This is a genomic window from Myxococcales bacterium, from assembly GCA_016717005.1.
GTDB lineage: Bacteria > Myxococcota_A > Polyangia > Haliangiales > Haliangiaceae > UBA2376.
Genome location: JADJUF010000014.1, coordinates 369729 through 387229, shown reverse-complemented (window position 1 = coordinate 387229; position 17501 = coordinate 369729). Strand labels below are relative to the sequence as shown.

General features: G+C 73.7%; 15 protein-coding genes and 1 pseudogene. 11 read left to right on the top strand and 5 right to left on the bottom strand.

Translation table 11 applies throughout. The features are described 5' to 3' along the window. Together IPL61_15805 and IPL61_15800 are read left to right on the top strand one after the other, a co-directional pair. Positions 1 to 895, top strand: an 895-nt coding sequence (locus IPL61_15805; GenBank protein MBK9032711.1) for a hypothetical protein, incomplete at its 5' end; no start/stop codon positions are given. A gap of 114 nt (positions 896 to 1009) precedes the next feature. Beyond that, positions 1010 to 1993 carry an FHA domain-containing protein gene (locus tag IPL61_15800; GenBank protein ID MBK9032710.1) on the top strand — a complete coding sequence of 328 codons (984 nt, stop codon included), beginning with the start codon at positions 1010 to 1012 and terminating at the stop codon, positions 1991 to 1993. Positions 1994 to 2126: 133 nt separating this feature from the next. Here IPL61_15800 and IPL61_15795 read toward each other — a convergent pair whose 3' ends face one another. Then, entirely contained in the window at positions 2127 to 2576 is a 450-nt protein-coding gene (locus IPL61_15795; protein MBK9032709.1) for a hypothetical protein, read from the bottom strand. Positions 2577 to 2755: 179 nt separating this feature from the next. Between IPL61_15795 and IPL61_15790 the strand changes: the two genes are divergently transcribed. The 4 genes from IPL61_15790 (at position 2756) to IPL61_15775 (ending at position 7032) form a co-directional block, all read left to right on the top strand. Continuing rightward, the gene (locus IPL61_15790; GenBank protein ID MBK9032708.1) at positions 2756 to 3523 is read left to right on the top strand and encodes a hypothetical protein; all 768 of its coding nucleotides are present in this window, start codon (positions 2756 to 2758) and stop codon (positions 3521 to 3523) included. A 167-nt stretch (positions 3524 to 3690) separates the two neighbouring features. Beyond that, complete coding sequence (locus IPL61_15785; GenBank protein MBK9032707.1) at positions 3691 to 4242, top strand: hypothetical protein; 552 nt, start codon at positions 3691 to 3693, stop codon at positions 4240 to 4242. A 116-nt stretch (positions 4243 to 4358) separates the two neighbouring features. Then, positions 4359 to 5669, top strand: coding sequence for a flotillin family protein (locus IPL61_15780; protein ID MBK9032706.1), 1311 nt, complete (start codon positions 4359 to 4361; stop codon positions 5667 to 5669). Between the two features lie 10 nt (positions 5670 to 5679). Then, positions 5680 to 7032 (top strand): flotillin family protein, encoded by a 1353-nt coding sequence (locus IPL61_15775; GenBank protein MBK9032705.1) that lies wholly within the window; start codon positions 5680 to 5682, stop codon positions 7030 to 7032. A 106-nt stretch (positions 7033 to 7138) separates the two neighbouring features. Here the strand turns inward: IPL61_15775 and IPL61_15770 are convergent, their stop codons facing one another. Then, positions 7139 to 8452 carry a DUF2786 domain-containing protein gene (locus tag IPL61_15770; protein ID MBK9032704.1) on the bottom strand — a complete coding sequence of 438 codons (1314 nt, stop codon included), beginning with the start codon at positions 8450 to 8452 and terminating at the stop codon, positions 7139 to 7141. Positions 8453 to 8617: 165 nt separating this feature from the next. Here IPL61_15770 and IPL61_15765 point away from each other — a divergent pair, with 165 nt between their 5' ends. After that, complete coding sequence (locus tag IPL61_15765) at positions 8618 to 9973, top strand: cytochrome ubiquinol oxidase subunit I (protein ID MBK9032703.1); 1356 nt, start codon at positions 8618 to 8620, stop codon at positions 9971 to 9973. Beyond that, entirely contained in the window at positions 9970 to 10974 is a 1005-nt protein-coding gene (locus IPL61_15760) for a hypothetical protein (protein ID MBK9032702.1), read from the top strand. Before IPL61_15765 ends, IPL61_15760 begins: the two co-directional genes overlap by 4 nt. On the opposite strand, the gene IPL61_15755 is transcribed toward IPL61_15760, so the two are convergent. Continuing rightward, entirely contained in the window at positions 10971 to 11525 is a 555-nt protein-coding gene (locus IPL61_15755; protein MBK9032701.1) for a carboxymuconolactone decarboxylase family protein, read from the bottom strand. The genes IPL61_15760 and IPL61_15755 overlap by 4 nt on opposite strands. Positions 11526 to 11553: 28 nt before the next feature. Continuing rightward, positions 11554 to 12093, bottom strand: a complete 540-nt coding sequence (locus IPL61_15750; GenBank protein ID MBK9032700.1) for a peroxiredoxin — start codon at positions 12091 to 12093, stop codon at positions 11554 to 11556. Positions 12094 to 12207: 114 nt separating this feature from the next. Between IPL61_15750 and IPL61_15745 the strand changes: the two genes are divergently transcribed. After that, positions 12208 to 13164: a LysR family transcriptional regulator gene (locus IPL61_15745; protein ID MBK9032699.1), complete on the top strand. Its 957-nt coding sequence runs from the start codon at positions 12208 to 12210 to the stop codon at positions 13162 to 13164. Positions 13165 to 13509: 345 nt separating this feature from the next. Here IPL61_15745 and IPL61_15740 read toward each other — a convergent pair whose 3' ends face one another. Further along, positions 13510 to 14256 (bottom strand): helix-turn-helix domain-containing protein, encoded by a 747-nt coding sequence (locus IPL61_15740; GenBank protein ID MBK9032698.1) that lies wholly within the window; start codon positions 14254 to 14256, stop codon positions 13510 to 13512. Positions 14257 to 14343: 87 nt separating this feature from the next. On the opposite strand from IPL61_15740, the pseudogene IPL61_15735 reads away from it, so the two are divergent. Together IPL61_15735 and boxB are read left to right on the top strand one after the other, a co-directional pair. Next, a pseudogene (locus IPL61_15735) lies at positions 14344 to 15979 on the top strand (benzoyl-CoA-dihydrodiol lyase). Positions 15980 to 16033: 54 nt separating this feature from the next. After that, positions 16034 to 17452, top strand: coding sequence for a benzoyl-CoA 2,3-epoxidase subunit BoxB (boxB, locus tag IPL61_15730; GenBank protein MBK9032697.1), 1419 nt, complete (start codon positions 16034 to 16036; stop codon positions 17450 to 17452). Positions 17453 to 17501: the final 49 nt, after the last annotated feature.

The window sequence follows — 17501 nt, the reverse complement described above, 5'->3', positions numbered from 1 at the left end:
CGACGCGACGACCGCGCTGGCGGCCACGCCCGACGGCGGCTTCGTCGCCGCGATCTCGTGGCACCTGGTCGGGACGTTCGGCGACCAGGAGCTCACGGCCCAGGGCTACGACGACGCCGCGCTGATCAAGCTATCCGCCACCGGCGCGATCCAGTGGATCACCCGCATCTCGGGCGACGGCAGCGAGTCGATCAAGCGGCTCGCCGTCGACGCCAACGGCACGATCTTCGCGCTCGGCGCGTTCCAGCAGACGCTCGATCTCGGCGCGGGGCCGCTGACCTCGGCCGGCGCGATGGATCTGCTGATCGCGGCCTTCGACGCTGGCGGCCACCACCTGTGGAGCCAGCGCGCCGGCAACCCGTGGAACGAGGTCGCGGGCGGCCTGGCGATCGATCGCGCGGGCAACCTGGTGATCACGGGCTCGTTCGATCGCGACGTCGACTTCTTCGGCACGCCGCTGGTGGCCGCCGGCGAGTCCGACGTGGTCGTCGCGCGGCTGACCCACGACGGCAAGCCGCTGTGGGTCAAGCGCTTCGGCAGCGAGCGCGAGGACATCGGCTACGGCGTCGCGGTCGACGACGCCGGCAACATCGTCGTCACCGGCTGGTACGAGACCCCGATCGACTTCGGCGGCGGCGGGCTCCGGGGCAAGGGCCAGAAGGACGGCTTCGTGGCCAAGCTCACCGCCGACGGCGCCCACGTGTGGAGCCGGCGCTTCGGCGACTGGGACAACGACAGCGGCAACGCGGTGGCGGTCGCGGCCGACGGCAGCGTGTGGCTGACCGGCATCTTCCGCTACAACCTCGACCTCACCGCCAAGCCGATCGCCTCGACCCAGGTGCCGGGCGTGAAGGTGCAGCTCGCCGACACGTTCGTGGCGCGGCTCGCGCGCTGACGCCGCGCGCGCTGATCGCCTGGGCCGACCGGGCGATTGGTCCTGCCAGTCCTGGGCGCGATCGCGGCGGCGTCCCGGCTTTCACGGCCCTGCCAGATCCGCTGTAATGCAGTGGTGCTCCTTCGGCCCCGGTACTGGCTCGTCCTGACCAGCGGCGAGCGCTTCGCGATCACCGCCAGCGGCGTGATGATCGGGCGCTCGTCGCGCTGCGACGTGGTCATCGACGACAGCAACGCCAGCCGACGCCAGGCGATCGTCGTCGACGGCGACGCCGGGCCGGTGGTGGTGTCGCTCGGGCGCGCGCCGACCGTGGTCAACGGCGTCGAGGTCGATCGCGAGCAGCTCCTGGCCGACGGCGCCGAGCTGCGCGTGCCCGGCCTGGTCGCGCGGATCGTGTCGGGCATGTCGGGGATCCTGACGTTGCCGGCGTGGGTGGTGCGGACCGACGGCGGGGCCCGGTTCGGCATCGCGCGCTCGCCGTTCGTGATCGGCGGCAGCGCCGCGGCCGATCTGCGCATCACCGGCTGGCCCAGCGAGGTGGCGCGGTTCACGTTCCACGACGAGCTGAGCGTGCTGGCGCTGGTGCCGCTCGAGCTCGACGGCCGGCCGCTCGCCGCCGGCGCGCGGGTCGCGCTGACCGGGCCCGCGACGATCGCCTGCGCGGGCATCGCGGTCGAGGTGCGGCCGGCCGACGGCGAGGCCGACGGCGACGGCGACAGCAGCGGCGACCTCGCGCGCCTGCTCGAGCCCAGCCTGGCGGTGGTCGAGTTCCTGCCGCGCGGCGGTCGCCTGACGGTGAGCGCCGGCGGTCGCAAGGTCGTCGTGTACCTGGCCGAGAAGCGGTGCGATCTGATCGCGGTGTTGCTGCAGCCGCCGGCGCCGCACGTCCCCGGCGAGTTCATCTCCGACGAGGTGATCCTGCCGCGGCTGTGGCCTGGGCGGGTCATGTCGCGGGTCGATCTCAACACGCTCCTGCACCGCACCCGCGCCGACATCACGCAGGCTGGCCTGCCCGGCGCCGCCATCTTGCAGCGCGCCCCCGGCGGCAACGCCACGCGGTTCGTGCTGGCGCCCGGCGCGACCGTGCGCTTCGAGTGAGGCGCCGCGCCACCGGGTCCGATCGGCCGATCGGACCCGCGCCCCGAGCGCGGCGCGCGGCCGCGGATCTTGATGTCACGCGGCCGCGGATCTCGACGTCACGCGCGCCCGGGGCGGCGCACTGGCGCCGCCGCTACCCAGCCGAGTCGACGTCGTCGTCGTCGGTCCACGCCGACTCAGCGACGGGCCGCTCGACGCGCTCGAAGCTGAGCGTCCAGTAGATGTCCGACTTGCCCTGCTTCTCGGTGGCGGACAGCCGGTAGGCGGCGTCCGCGCTGACGATGACGCCGACCCAGGCGAGCCCGAGCGCCGCGGCCGGCACGGGGGCGCCCCGCTTGCCCTTCGGCGCCCTCGGCTTCTCGACCGCGTCGAGCGTGCCCTTGAAGACGTCGGGCGGATACGTGTTCCGGTCGCCGCGCGGCGGGGCCAGGTGGATGGTCAGCCCGTCGCCGCGGCGGTACCCACGGAGCTCGTAGACGACCCGATCGATCGTGCAGTCCCCCAGCAGATCGGGCTGGCTCGGCTTCTTCTTCTCCGCGTTCGCGAAGAGCTTGCCGCGGTCGCGGGTGGCTTCAGTCGACATGGCAGCGCCCATAGACCACACCTCCGGGCCCGTGGCACCGACGCGATCCGGGAATCGTTCGAGCGGGCGACACGCCAGGGGGCGGACGGCCGCTGGGCGCACGGGAGCTCTTGGTCGCGGCGACCCGGGCAGCGTTGTACCGTGGGCACATGACCAACGCCTCACCTATGGCTTTGCTCGTGATCACGGTGGGCGGCGCGGTGCTGCCGGCCTGCGGTGGCGACGGCGGCGGCGGCGGCCGCACCATCGAGGTGCCCGAGGGCCGCCTGTGGGGCGTCCGCTTCTCGCCCGACGGCGCCACCCTGGCGGTCGCGTTCGGCGCCGACGACCGGGTCGGCACGGTCGACGTCGCCGCCGGCACGCTCACCGAGCGCGCCACCGGCGGCTCGTACCTGACCGGCACGGCCTGGGCCGCCGACGGGGCCCGCTTCTACTACACCGGCGGCGGCGGGGTGTTCGCGGTCGACCTGGCCGGCGGCGCCCCCGTCATGATCAACGACGCCTTCGCCGCCCTCGGGCTCGACCTGTCGCCCGACGGCGCCCGGCTGGCCTATGGCACCAACGGCGGCGCCGCCCGGGTCTACGACCTCGGGGCCCGCACCGAGACCGCCCTCGACCGCCCGTGCCAGGCCATCCGGTTCGCCCCCGACAGCGCCAGCGTCGCGTGCGTGTCGGGCGGCGCCCTGGTCACCATCGAGCTGGCCACCGGCGCCGCGACGACGGTCGTCGCCGACGGGCTGCCGTTCATCGCCGGCCTCGACTGGTTCGCCGACGGCCAGCGCCTGGTGGTCACCACCGACGCCGGCCTCGAGGCGGTCTCGTTGACCGGCCAGCGCTCGTTGTTGGTCGACGCCTTCGCCGCGATCGAGGTCGACCTGTCCGCCGACGATCGCCAGGCGGTCTACGTCACCAACGGCGCGCCCGGGTTGACCCTCGTCGACCTGTGACCGCCACGGGGCGGACGGCGCGCTGAGCTCGGCGTCGACCGCCGGACCGCCTGGCCCTCCGACCCGCGCGGTCTCAGGCCCACCCGCTGGCGCGGGCCCTTGCGCCGGCGCGCGGATGTGCCCACCCTTGACGAACAAGCGCTGGCGGGAGCGCGCGGGAGGCCCGGTTGCTCACCATCTACCTGATCGCGCTCGGATTCGGCGGAACGCTGCTGCTGGCGTCGATGCTCCTCGGCGGCCAGGACGCCAGCGCCGACCACGGCGACGGCGGCGAGGTCCACACCGAGGCGGCCGAGGGCGGCGAGGCGATCTGGACGGTCGCCCGCTCGGTCCGTTTCTGGACGTTCCTGTTCGCGTTCGGGGGCGCGGTCGGGGCGGTGCTGACCGGCCTCGACGCCGCCGGCACCGTGGCGACCGCGGTGATCGCCGGCCTGGCCGGGGTCGCCGCCGGCACCGTGGCCACGACCGTGATGCGGGCGGTGTCCGGCGCCGCGTCGTCGATGGTCGAGGCGGCCGAGCTGACCGGGGTGAGCGGCGTCGTGGTGGTCGCGATCGAGCGCGGGCAGCTCGGCAAGGTCCGCGTCGAGGCCAAGGGCCGGGCGGTCGACCTGCTGGCCGCGACCGACGACGCGGCGGCGCTCCCGACCGGGACCGAGATCCTGGTGATCGGCGGCGGCGACGACGGCCGGGTCCAGGTGACCCGCGCCCCGACCGACTGATCGACCACGCGCGGACCGCTTTTTCTCCGCCGGCGCCGCCGACGACGACGCCAGGGACTACTCTCCACCCGAGGGCGACGCGGGGTTGCGCCGCCACACCGGGTGAGGAGGAAGCCATGACTGTCCCTGATCTGATCGACAAGGTCCCGCCGGCGCTGCTCTACGGCGTCTCGGGCGGGCTCGCGGTGGTGCTGCTGATCATCGCCGCCGCGCGCTCGTTGCTCCACATCTGTCCGCCCAACCAGATCCTGATCTTCTCGGGGCGCAACCGCACGACCGGGGACGGCCGCGCGGTCGGCTTCCGGGTGGTCCACGGCGGGCGCGGCTGGCGGGTGCCGGTGATCGAGAGCGTCCGGCGGATGGACGTCGCCAACATCTCGGTGCCGATGTCGATCAGCGGGGCCTACTCCGAGGGCGGCATCCCGCTCACGGTCAACGCGGTCGCCAACGTCAAGGTCACCACCGACCCCCGGTTCATGGGCAACGCCATCGAGCGGTTCATGGACACCAAGCGGGCCGAGATCGGCCGGGTCGCCAAGGAGACCCTCGAGGGCCACCTGCGCGAGGTGCTGTCGTCGCTCACGCCCGAGGAGGTCAACGAGGACCGGCTCAAGTTCGCCAAGCAGCTCCTGGCCAGCGCCGAGCGCGATCTCCAGAAGCTCGGCCTCCACCTCGACACCCTCAAGATCCAGCACGTCGCCGACGACCGCAACTACCTCGAGAGCATCGGCCGGCAGCGGCTCGCCGAGATCCTGCGGGTGGCCGAGGTCGCGGAGTCCGACGCGATGCGCACCGCCCAGGAGGCCGAGGCCGCGGCCGGGGCCCGGGCCCAGGTCGCGATCACCAACGCCGAGGCCATGGTCCAGCAGAAGCAGAACGAGCTGCGCCAGATCAAGGCTGAGCTCGACGGCCAGGCGGCGTCCGAGGAGCAGCGGGCCGAGGCCGCCGCCCACCAGGCTCGGGCCGAGGCCGAGAAGGAGCTGCAGGAGATCCGCGGCGAGCTCGAGCAGCTGCGCCTGGCCGCCGACGTCACGATCCCGGCCGAGATCGAGCGCCAGGTCCGCGAGCTGCTCGCCGCCGGTCAGGCCGCGACCATCTCGGCGGACGGCGAGGCCATGGCCCGCGCGCTGGCCGAGGTCGCCGGCGCCTGGCGCGACAGCCAGGGCAAGGCGATGGACATGTTCGTCCTCCAGAACCTCGACGCGATCTTCGGCGAGGTCACCAAGGCCGCGCGCCGGGTCAAGGTCGACGAGGTCAACCTCGTCGACGGCGGTGACGGCGCCACCCTGTCGGCCTACGCCGCCAGCTATCCGGCGATCGTCGGGCGCCTGATGGGCGAGGTCCAGGCCACGCTCGGCATCGACATCAGCCGGGTCATCACCGGCGCGCCCACCGCCCAGCCCGCGCTGGCCGCGAGCCAGGGTTAAGGAGGCCACCATGCAGATCCTGCTCGTCGTCGCGATCGCGCTGGTCGTCGCCTTCCTCGCGATCCTGTGGATCGTCAACAAGCTCATCTACATCTGTCCGCCCAACGAGGTGCTCATCTTCTCTGGGGGCCAGCGGCCGCTCGGCGACGCCGACGGCCGGACCGTCGGCTACCGCGTGATCCAGGGCGGGCGCGGCATCCGGGTGCCGCTGTTCGAGCAGGTCGACCGCATGGATCTGTCGAACATGCCGATCGAGCTCCGCGTCACCAGCGCCTACTCCAAGGGCGGGATCCCGCTCAACGTCCAGGGCGTCGCCAACGTCAAGATCTCGAGCCAGAAGGTCCACCTCGCCAACGCCATCGAGCGCTTCCTCGGCCGGCCGCGCGCGGAGATCATCGCGGTCGCGCGCGAGACCCTCGAGGGCAACCTCCGCGGGGTGCTGGCCACGCTGACGCCCGAGGAGGTCAACCAGGACCGCGAGAAGTTCGCCAAGGAGCTCCTGCACGAGGCCGACGCCGATCTCGCCCGGCTCGGGATCGAGCTCGACAACCTCAAGATCCAGCACGTGTCCGACGACAAGGCGTACCTCGACTCGCTGGGCCGCCAGCAGAGCGCCGAGCTGGTCAAGAACTCCCGGATCTCCGAGGCCGAGAACCGCTCGCTCTCCGCCGAGCGCACGGCGGCCAACGCCCAGACCCAGGAGATCGCGAAGCTCGAGGCCGAGATCGCCAAGGCTCGCGCCGAGGCCGCCCGCCGGATCCTCGAGGCCCAGACCCGCAAGCTCGCGCTGGTCGCCGAGCAGAAGGGGCAGGTCCAGGCGATCGTCGCGCGCGCCAAGGCCGACGTCTCGGTGCAGCAGGCCCGCCTGGCCCAGGTCCGGTTCCAGCTCATCGCCGACAAGATCAAGCCGGCCGAGGCGCGCAAGGCCCAGCTCATCGAGAACGCCCGCGGCCAGGCCGCGCGCCTGATCGAGGAGGGCAAGGCGACCGCGGCCGCGATCCGCTCGCTGGCCGAGACCTGGAGCCAGACCGGCGACCACGCCCGCCAGATCTTCGTCGCCCAGAAGCTGACCGGCCTGGTGACCTCGCTGATGTCGACCGTCGGCGATCTCGCGATCGACAAGGTCACCGTGATCGACAAGAGCCTGACCGCCGGCGGCGGCAACTTCGCGGTCAACGCCGCGATCACCGCCGAGCAGCTCAAGCAGACCATGGGCGTCGACGTCGCCGCGATCGTCCGTGGCCTGGGCGCGCGGCCGGCCGCGCCGGTGACGCCGCCGGCCCCGGCCCCCGCCGCGACCACGGTCGCGGTGCCCGCCCCGCCGCGGCCGCGCTCGCCGACGACGCCGCGCGCCGGCGCCTGATCGCGCCCGGTCGGCGGCGCGCGTCGCCTGACCCGCCGGCGGTGCGACCAGCCTCCCGGTGATCTCGAGGCCGCCGCCGACGCTGACCTGGCGCAGCCGCCGGCGCTCAGCCGAGCAGCTTGGGGCCGCCGCCGCCGCCGCCGCGGGTGACCGGCTTGTGCAGCACGATCCGGCGGCCGGCCTCGCGCCCGGCGGCGTGGGCGCCGTCGGCGCGGTAGCGGCGGCTCTTCTTGACGATGCGCGGGTTGCGGCGGTGGTAGTAGTCGTCGAGGTCGGCGTCGCCGACCCAGACGAGGCCGGTGCCGCGCAGCTCGCCGCGCTCGGCGACGAGCTTGTCGTGGAAGCCCTGGATCACGCCGGCCTGGTAGCGCAGGCGATCGTGGCCGCTCTTGACCCGGGCGTCGAAGCGGTTGGCCTGCCACAGCCGCTCGGCGGTGCCGCGCAGGAACTCGTAGACGTGCTCGGCCAGGTCGAGGTTGGGCGCGGTGCCGGTCAGCTCGTAGAGGTGGCCGCGGCGGCCCAGCGCCGGCAGGTAGACCGGGATCTGGATGACCTTGACGAAGAAGAACTCCGACAGGATCAGCGCGATCATCCCGTCGACCTGCGTGCGCCGCTGCGTGGCGTCGCCGACGTGGCGCACCTGGTAGGCCCGCTGGCCGGCGGCGCTGTCGATGTTGTGGCGCAGCATCAGCTCGTGGGCCTTGCGCATCGCCAGCTCGGCCTCGTGCTGGTTGGCGCTGGCGGCCAGCGCCAGGAGCTTGCGGATCTTGTCGAGCACGCGATCGCCGGCGGCGTCGGCCCCCGGCACCGGCACCGGCGCGCCGTGGGCGCGGCCGTCGATGCCGCGCGCGGCGCAGACCTCGGCGAACGTCGGGCCGTGTGGGTCCTCGTGGCGGATCTGCAGCACCTCGTCGACGAACTGGTGCGCCATCTCGTGCAACAGCACCGACAGCACCTCGGGCCACGGCCGCGCCAGCACCAGCGGCCGCGACAGCTCGAGCGTGCGCGTGGTGCGGAGCCACTGGCCCAGGCGGGTGGTGGTGTCGGCCAGGGTGAACACCGGCGCGCGCAGGCGGGTGCCGAACCGCGCGTGGTTCTCCCAGGCGAAGGCCGCGCGGACCTCGCGCTGGAGCGCGGCCTCGAGCTCGGCCGACAGCCGCGCGGCGGTGGCCTCGGCGGGCGGCGGTGACGCGAGCGGCGGCGGCGGGGGCGCGGTGGTCCGCGGGGCCGACGCCGGGGGCGGTGGGTTGGGTGCGGGTGGCGAAGTGGTCCGCGGCGGCGACGCGGGCGGTGGCGTCGCTGCCGTCGCCGCCGTCGCCGCTGTCGCCGCTGGAGCGTTCGGCGGGCCCCAGGCGAACGCCTGCTGCGCCGACGGCGCGCCGGGCGTGCGGGCGGGGTTCGGGCTGAGCCGAGGTGCCATCGCCGCAGCCTACCGCGGTCGATCTCCAGACGCGATCGGCGGGATCGCTCGCCGGGCCCGCGGCATCGCGCCGCACCACGGCGTCGGCTCTGGCATCATCGGAGCGGGGTGTTCGATCCGTCGACGAGTCCGCCGCTGTACCCGGTCACCGAGTTCGGGCCGGCCATGCGCGGCATGGTGATCGGCGCGGTCGGCATCGTCCACGTGTTCCTGGCGCAGTTCGCGATCGGCGGCGGGATGCTCCTGACCTACCTGCAGTGGCGGGCCGGGCGCGGCGACGAGCTGGCGCGCACCTTCATCCGATCGTTCTTCAAGTACCTGGTGCTGGTCAGCTTCGTCGCCGGCGCGCTGACCGGCGTCGCGATGTGGTTCACGACCATCCAGGTCGGGGCCCGCACGATCGGCCTCATGATCGACGAGTTCCACTGGCTGTGGGCGACCGAGTGGGTGTTCTTCTTCGTCGAGGTCGTCGCCGGCTACACGTTCCTGCGGGTCGGCGACCGCCTGAGCGATCCGCTGCGCTTGCGCCTGCTCGGCCTGTACACGTTCGCCGCCGTCGGCAGCCTGTTCTGGATCAACGGCATCCTGGCGTGGCAGCTGACGCCCGGCGCGTGGGTGCGCACGCACGACCTGTGGGCCGGGTTCTGGAACCCCAGCTTCTGGCCGTCGCTGGGCTACCGCCTGGCGGTGTCGGCGACGCTGGCGGCGCTGGCCGGCGTGCTCGTGGTCGGCACGCTCGACGTGACCCGGGCCCAGCGCCACCACCTCGTCACGGCGATCGCGCGCCTGATGCTGCCGATGGTCGCGATGCCGGTGTTCGGGGTGTGGTTCCTGGCGGTGATCCCGGCCGACAGCCGGCGCTGGCTCACCGGCGGCTCGGTGGCGATGTCGATGTTCCTGGCGATGGCCGCCGGCGCGACCGCGCTGATCGGCGCCTACGCGGTCGGCGGCCTGGTCTGGAAGCACCTCTACGCCAGCAGCGCGACCGCGGCGCTCCTGCTCGCGCTCGCGTTCGTGGCCACCGCCGCCGGCGAGTTCGTGCGCGAGGGCGCGCGCAAGCCCTACACGGTGCGCGGGGTGCTGTACTCGAACTCGATCGCGCCCGACGAGGTCGCGCGGCTGCGCCGGGTCGGCTCGGTCGTCGACGATCCCTACCCGCTGCGCGACGCCGCGCGCTTCCCGAACCCGCAGCTCGCGCTCGGCGCCAAGGTCTACCGCGCGCAGTGCAGCGCGTGCCACACGCTCCACGGCGCCAACGCGCTGGTCGACCTGGTCACCAACTGGTCGCTCGATCAGCGGCGCTTGAACATCGCGCAGCTGCAGCGGACCAAGGGGTTCATGCCGCCGTTCGCCGGCACCGCCGTCGAGCTCGAGGCGCTGGTGCAGCTGCTGGGCTGGGAGGAGGACGGCGGAGAGTCGCAGGAGGCGGCCTGGCCCGAGGTCCACGATCCGGCCGCGCTGGCGCGCATCGCCGCCTGGCTCGATGAGGCCGGCCCCGCCGCCGCGCCGGTGACGCGGTGAGCGACGCGCCCGCCGGCAGCGCGCTGTACCTGGCGCTCCTGGTCGTCACGTTCGCGCTGCACGCGCTCCTGATCAGCTTCGTCCTCGCCGGCACCGCCTACGTCGCCGGCCGGTTCCTCCGCGGAGGTGACGACGCGCTCGCGGCGGCGTCGCGCGACTGGCTGCCGTTCGCGCTGGGGGCCGCCATCACCGCCGGGGTCGCGCCGCTCTTGTTCGTGCAGATCCTCTACCAGCCGCGCTTCTACACCGCGAACCTGCTCCTGTCCGTGCGCTGGCTGGCGGTCGTGCCGGCGCTGATCGTCGGCTTCTACGCGCTCTACCTCGGCAAGAGCGCCCGGGCCGCGACCTGGGCCAACGCGCGCCGGGCCGCGGTCGCGCTGGCGGCGCTGGCGTGCTTCGGGTTCGTGGCGTGGTCGTGGATCGAGGACCACGCGCTGGCGATGCAGCGCGATCCGGCGGTGTGGGCCGCGCACTACGGGGCGGGCCGGCTGCACCACGCCGACCCGGCGGTGGCGCCGCGCTGGATCATGTGGCTGGGGATCGCGGCGCTGGTGTGGCCGGCCGGCCTGCTGGTGGTCACGCCGGGCGCGGACGCCGGCGAGCGCCGGCGCAGCGCCGTGATCGCGCTGGTCGGGCTGGTGGTCGCGGCGGTCGCGGCCGTGGTCACGGGCCGCGCCACCGACGAGCAGGTCACGGTCCTGGCGCTGGCGCCGGCGCGGCCGTGGCTGTACGCGCTGGCGGCCGCCGCCGCGGTGCTGGCCGGTGCCTGGGGCGCGGTCGTCGCCGGGCGGGCCCCGGCCCGGGCGGTCATCGTCGGCGCCACGGTGGTCCTGGCGCTGGCGCTGGCCGGCGCGCGCGAGGCGATGCGCCTGGCCGCGATCGATCCGCGCCTGCCGCACCGGCTCGAGCACGCCCAGGGGCTGCTGGTGTTCGTGGTGGCCCTGGTCGCCGGGGTCGGCGCGATCGCCTGGTGCTTCGCGATCGCCCGCCGCCCGCGCTAGCTGGGCGTCAGCGCGGTCGCGGTCGCCGCGACGCCGTCGAGCGTCGCCGCCAGCGCGTGCACCACCGCGGCGATCCGGATCGCGTCCTGCACCTGCGGCGCCTGGGCCCCCTTGCTCCGCACGACCTGGTCGTGCGAGACGACGCACGCGCCGCAGCCGGTCACGGCCGACGCCGCCAGGCACCACAGCTCGAAGTCGAGGGCGTCGACGCCGGGGTTGCCGATCAGCTGCATCCGCAGCCGCGCCGGCAGCGCCTGGTAGTCGTTGCCCTCGCCGACGAAGTGCAAGAACCGGTAGTAGACGTTGTTCATCGCCATCACCGACGCCGCGCCCCGGGCGGCGCGCAGGGCGGCCTCATCGAGGTGGGCGCCCGCGGCGGCGGTGACGGCGGCGATCACGTCGGGCTGGCGCGCGGCCAGGGCGGCGGCCACCGCGGTGCCCCAGTGCTGGCGCGGCGTGAGCGTCGAGGTCCCGGTCACGACGCCCAGGTTGATCTTCAGATCGCGGGCGTAGTCGGGTAGGCGGTCCTTGAGCTGGTCGAGCGTGGTCATCGCGGCCTCCAGATCGATCGGGGCGCGCTCACGCGGCACTCAGCGTCGCGGCGCCCTTGGTCCAGTTGCACGGGCACAGCTCGTCGGTCTGCAGCGCGTCGAGCACGCGCAGGACCTCGGCCGGGTTGCGGCCGACGTTCATGTCGGTGACCTCGACGAAGCGGATCACGCCCTGGGGATCGACGATGAACGTCGCGCGCCGGGCCACGCCGGCGGCGCGGTCGAGCACGCCGGTGCCCTCGGCCAGCTCGCGCCGCAGATCGGCGATCATCGGGAACGGCAGGTCGCGCAGGTCGGGGTGCTGCTTGCGCCAGGCGAGGTGCACGAACTCGCTGTCGGTCGAGACGCCGAGCAGCTGGGCGTCGCGGTCCCGGAAGTCGCCGTCGAGCTTGCCGAAGCCGGCGATCTCGGTCGGGCACACGAACGTGAAGTCCTTGGGCCAGAAGAAGTAGACCTTCCACTTGCCGGCGAAGCTGGTGTCGTCGAGGGTCGCGAACTCGCGGCCGGGCTCGAGCGCCACGACCGCCTGGGCCGAGAAGGTGGGGAACTGATCGCCGATGGTGAGCATGTCGTGTCTCCTGTGGGATGAGCGGCGGCGCCGCGGTGTGGAGGCACCTTGGGGCCGGGCTGGACATAACGCCAATTGTCCACGGCCATGGTCGTGATAGTCTGTGGCTATCACATGGCCACGCGCCGTCCTCGCCCCAGCCGCGCGCCCGCGTCCGCGCCCCCGCCGGGGCGCCCGTCGCCAGCCGCCACGTTCACGCTGCGCCAGCTCGAGTACGCGGTGGCGGTCGCCGACGAGAAGAGCTTCCGCCGCGCGGCCACCTCGTGCGCCGTCACGCAGCCCGCCCTGAGCGCCCAGATCGCCGCGCTCGAGGCCGCGCTCGGCGTGCAGCTGTTCGAGCGCGATCGCCGCAAGGTGCTGGTGACCCCGGCCGGCGCCGAGATCGTCGGGCGCGCGCGCGCGGTCATCACCGCCGCCGGCGCGGTGCTCGACACCGCCCGCGGGGCCGCCGAGCCGCTGACCGGCCGCCTGCGCCTGGGCGTGATCCCGACGATCGCGCCGTACCTGCTGCCGCGGGCGCTGCCGGCGGTGCGGGCCCGGTTTCCGCGCCTGCAGCTGATCTTGCGCGAGGAGCGCACCGCGACCATCCTGGCCCAGCTCGACGACGGTCGCCTCGATGCCGGCGTCCTGGCGCTGCCGGTCCCCGGGGACCTGGCCGCGGTGCGGCTCTACCGCGAGGACTTCCTGCTGGCGGCGCCGCGCGGCCACGCGCTCCTGCGCAAGGCCGCGGTGCGCGAGGCCGACCTCGACGGCGAGACCGTGCTCCTGCTCGAGGACGGCCACTGCCTGCGCGATCAGGCGCTGGCGGTGTGCAGCGCGGCCGGGGCCCACGAGTCGGGGGAGCTGCGCGCGACCAGCCTGCCGACGCTGGCGCAGATGGTCGCCGGCGGTCTGGGCGTGACGCTCTTGCCGGCGCGCGCGGCCCCGGCCCTGGCCGGGCGCGGCAGCGGCCTCGAGGCGGTCGCGTTCACGGGCGTGTCGCCCGGGCGCGACGTCGGGCTGGTGTGGCGGATGTCGTCGGCGCGCGGCCGCGAGCTGGGGCTGCTGGCCGAGACGCTGCGTCGGGCCTGAGCGGCGTCGGGCCGCGCGCTGGCGCGGCGCGGCGCGCTAGCCGGCCAGGGCGACCAGCGCGTCGACGACGGCGGTGGCGGTGCGGCGGCTGGTGTCGATCGTGTGATCGGCCAGCGCGTAGCGCGCGGCGCGGCGCGCGCTCGCCGGCCAGGGCGACCAGCGCGTCGACGACGGCGGTGGCGGTGCGGTGGCTGGTGTCGATCGTGGATCGGCCAGCGGTCGCGCGGGGCGGCGCGCGCGCTAGCCGGCCAGGGCGACCAGCTCGTCGACGACGGCGGTGGCGGTGCGGCGGCTGGTGTCGATCGTGTGATCGGCCAGCGCGTAGCGCGCGGCGCGGCGCGCGCGCTAGCCGGCCAGGGCGACCAGCTCGTCGACGACGGCGGTGGCGGTGCGGTGGCTGGTGTCGATCGTGTGATCGGCCAGCGCGTAGCGCGCGGCGCGCGCGGCCAGCAGCTGCTCGAGCTCGGCGAACGCGTGCGGGTTCTCGGCCATCGGCCGGCGGTCGCCCTGCGCGACCACCCGCTCCCAGTGATCGACCGCGCGGGCCTTGAGCCAGACGGTCTGGCAGCGCGCGCGCAGGAGCGCGTAGGTGGCGTCGTCGCTGACGATCGAGCCGCCGGTCGCGACCACCAGCGGCGCGCGCCGCGCCAGCAGCTTGCGCAGCACGTCGCGCTCGACCCGGCGGTAGTAGGCCTCGCCGTGCAGCTCGAAGATCTGCGTCAGGCGTAGCCCGGCGGTCCGCTGGATCTCCTGATCGACCTCGACGAACGGCACCTTGAGCCGCCGCGCGAGCTCGCGCCCGACCGTCGACTTGCCGGCGCCGCGCACGCCCAGGAGCGCGATCGCGGGGCGCCGGGGATCGGCGGTGAGCCCGGCGAGCAGCTCGGCCGGCGTGGTCGCCAGCGCGTCGGCGACGGTCGCGAACCGCGCCAGCGAGATGTTGCCGGTGCCACCCTCGAGCTGGGCCAGGAACCGCTCGCTCACCCCCGACGCCGCCGACAGATCCCGCCGCGACATGCCGGCCTCGTCCCGGGCCGCGCGCACGCGGGCCCCGACCTGGGCCAGCAAGGGAGCCGGAGCGGGCGCGGCCATCGGCGGCAATATAGTTCCGCTTTGTGGCGCCGCGCAAGCACTAAACTGCTTGCGACCCCAGCGCCCCCTGCGGTAGATCGTCACTCCATGGATCCGACGTCGTTCGAGACCCACCCCAGCCGCTACCACCACTGGAAGCTCGCCGTCGACGGCGAGCTGGCCACGCTGACGATGGCGGTGGATGGCGATCACCCCCACAAGCCCGGCTACGAGCTCAAGCTCAACAGCTACGACCTGTCGGTCGACATCGAGCTGGCCGACGCGCTGCAACGGCTGCGGTTCGAGCACCCCGAGGTGCGCGCGTGTGTGGTCACCGCCGACCTCGACCGGGTGTTCTGCTCGGGCGCGAACATCTACATGCTCGGGCTGTCGACCCACACGTTCAAGGTGAACTTCTGCAAGTTCACCAACGAGACCCGGTGCTACCTCGAGGACGCCAGCGCCCACTCGGGCCTGAAGTTCCTGGCCGCGTGCAAGGGCACGACCGCCGGCGGCGGCTACGAGCTCGCGCTGGCGTGCGACGACATCGTCCTGGTCGACGACGGCAGCTCGGCGGTGTCGTTCCCCGAGACGCCGCTGCTCGCGGTGCTGCCCGGGCACCGGCGGCCTCACGCGCCTGGTCGACAAGCGCAAGGTCCGGCGCGATCGCGCCGACGTGTTCTGCACCGTGGCCGAGGGCATCAAGGGCAAGCGCGCCAAGGACTGGGGCCTGGTCGACGGCCTGGTCGCGCGCTCGAAGTGGGACGCCGAGGTCGCGGTCCGGGCCAAGGCCCTGGCCGCGTCCGCCGCCGGCGTCGCCAGGGGGCCCGCGGTCGCGCTCGACGCGCTGGCGCCGACCCTGGCCAAGGACACGCTCAGCTACCGGCACGTGACGCTCTCGGTCGATCGGGCCGCGCGCACCGCGACCATCGCGATCGCGGCGCCGACCACGCCGGCCCCGGCCGTGGCCGCGAGCGCCGGCGCCGACCTGTGGAGCCTGCGCGCGTTCCGCGAGCTCGACGACGCGCTCCTGCGGCTGCGGTTCGATCACCCCGAGGTCGCGGTCGTGCTGCTGCGCACCTCCGGCGATCGGGCCGCGGTCATCGCCCACGACGAGGCCCTGGCCAAGGACGGCTCGGGCTTCGCGCGCGAGGTCCGGCTGCTGCAGCGGCGCGTGCTCAAGCGCCTCGACAACACCGCGCGCTCGCTCTACGCGGTCGCCGACGCCGCCGACAGCTGCTTCGCCGGCGTGCTGCTCGAGGTGGCGCTGGCCGCCGACCGGTTCTACATGCTGATCGACGGCGACGCGCGCGTCGCGGTCGCGACCTCGGTCGCCAACGCCGGCGCCAACCCGATGGCGACCGGCCTGACCCGGCTCGAGGCCCGGTTCTACGGCGCGCCGGCCGACGTCGCCAAGGTCCTCGGCCGCGGCGCCGACGGGCCGATCGCCAGCGAGGACGCCGACGCGCTCGGCCTGGCCACGGTCGCGCTCGACGACATCGACTTCGCCGACGAGCTGCGCATCGCGGTCGAGGAGCGGGTGTCGCTGTCGCCCGACGCGCTGACCGGCATGGAGGCGTCGCTCCGCTTCGTCGGCCCCGAGACGATGGAGACCAAGGTCTTCGGGCGCCTCAGCGCCTGGCAGAACTGGATCTTCACCCGCGCCAACTCGACCGGCGAGCACGGCGCGCTGACCTTGTACGGCCGGCCCGAGCGCCCGGTCTTCCAGCTGCTGCGCACCTGATTCACCCCACCGCACGGCCGACCACCCCCTCCCACGATCCAGCGAGGCCACGCCATGACCGCAGTCGTCACCGACGAGAAGATCCCCAACAACGTCAACCTCGCCGGCGACCGCCGCCTGCAGCGCGCGCTCGAGGAGTGGCAGCCCCACTTCCTGTCGTGGTGGCAGGACATGGGCCCGGTCGGGTTCCAGGCCCAGGACGTCTACCTGCGCACCGCGGTCTCGGTCGCGGCCGACGGCTGGGCCAACTTCGACTACGTCAAGATGCCCGACTACCGCTGGGGCATCTTCCTCGAGCCCAAGCAGGAGGGCCGGACCCACGGCTTCGGCGACCTGCACGGCCAGCCGGTGTGGGACGAGGTGCCGGGCGAGTTCCGCAACATGCTGCGCCGCCTGGTCGTGACCCAGGGCGACACCGAGCCGGCGTCGGTCGAGCAGCAGCGCTACCTCGGCACGACCGCGCCGTCGCTCTACGACCTGCGCAACCTGTTCCAGGTCAACGTCGAGGAGGGCCGCCACCTGTGGGCGATGGTCTACCTGCTCCACACCTACTTCGGCCGCGACGGCCGCGAGGAGGCCGAGGAGCTGCTCAAGCGCCGCTCGGGCGACAGCGACAAGCCCCGCATCCTCGGCGCGTTCAACGAGCCGACGCCGCACTGGCTGTCGTTCTTCATGTTCACGATGTTCACCGACCGCGACGGCAAGTACCAGCTCGCGGCGCTGGCCGAGTCGGGCTTCGACCCGCTGGCCCGCACCTGCCGGTTCATGCTGACCGAGGAGGCCCACCACATGTTCGTGGGCGAGACCGGCGTGCAGCGGGTGATCAAGCGCGCGTGCGAGCTGATGAAGCAGGACCCCAACGGCGAGCCGCGCGCGCTCGGCGGCATCGACCTGCCGACGATCCAGAAGTACCTCAACCTGCACTTCACGCTGTCGCTCGACCTGTTCGGCGGCGAGGTGTCGTCGAACGCCGCCGACGCGTTCGCGGCCGGGCTCAAGGGCCGGTACAAGGAGGACCGGTACGACGAGCACAAGCTGATCGGCACCCACTACACGATGGACGTGCTCGAGGACGGCCGCGCGGTGACCAAGGACATCGCGATGCGCAACGCGCTCAACGAGGTGCTGCGCCACGAGTACATCAAGGACTGCCAGCGCGGCGTCGACCGCTGGAACAAGACCATCAAGGACGAGGGCATCGACTTCGAGCTCAAGCTGCCGTCGAACCGGTTCCACCGCCAGATCGGCATGTGGTCGACGGTCTGCGCCACCCCCGACGGCGAGCTGATCGATCGCGCCGCGTGGGACGCGCGCAAGCACGCGTGGCTGCCGAGCGCCGCCGACGAGACCTACGTCAAGAGCCTGATGCACCCGGTGACCGCGCCCGGCCAGATGGCGAGCTGGATCGCGCCGCCGAACAAGGGCATCAACGGCCAGCCGGGCGAGTTCGAGTACGTGCGGCTCGACGCGTAGGACCGGGGATGGCGAGCTGGATCGCGCCGCCGAACAAGGGCATCAACGG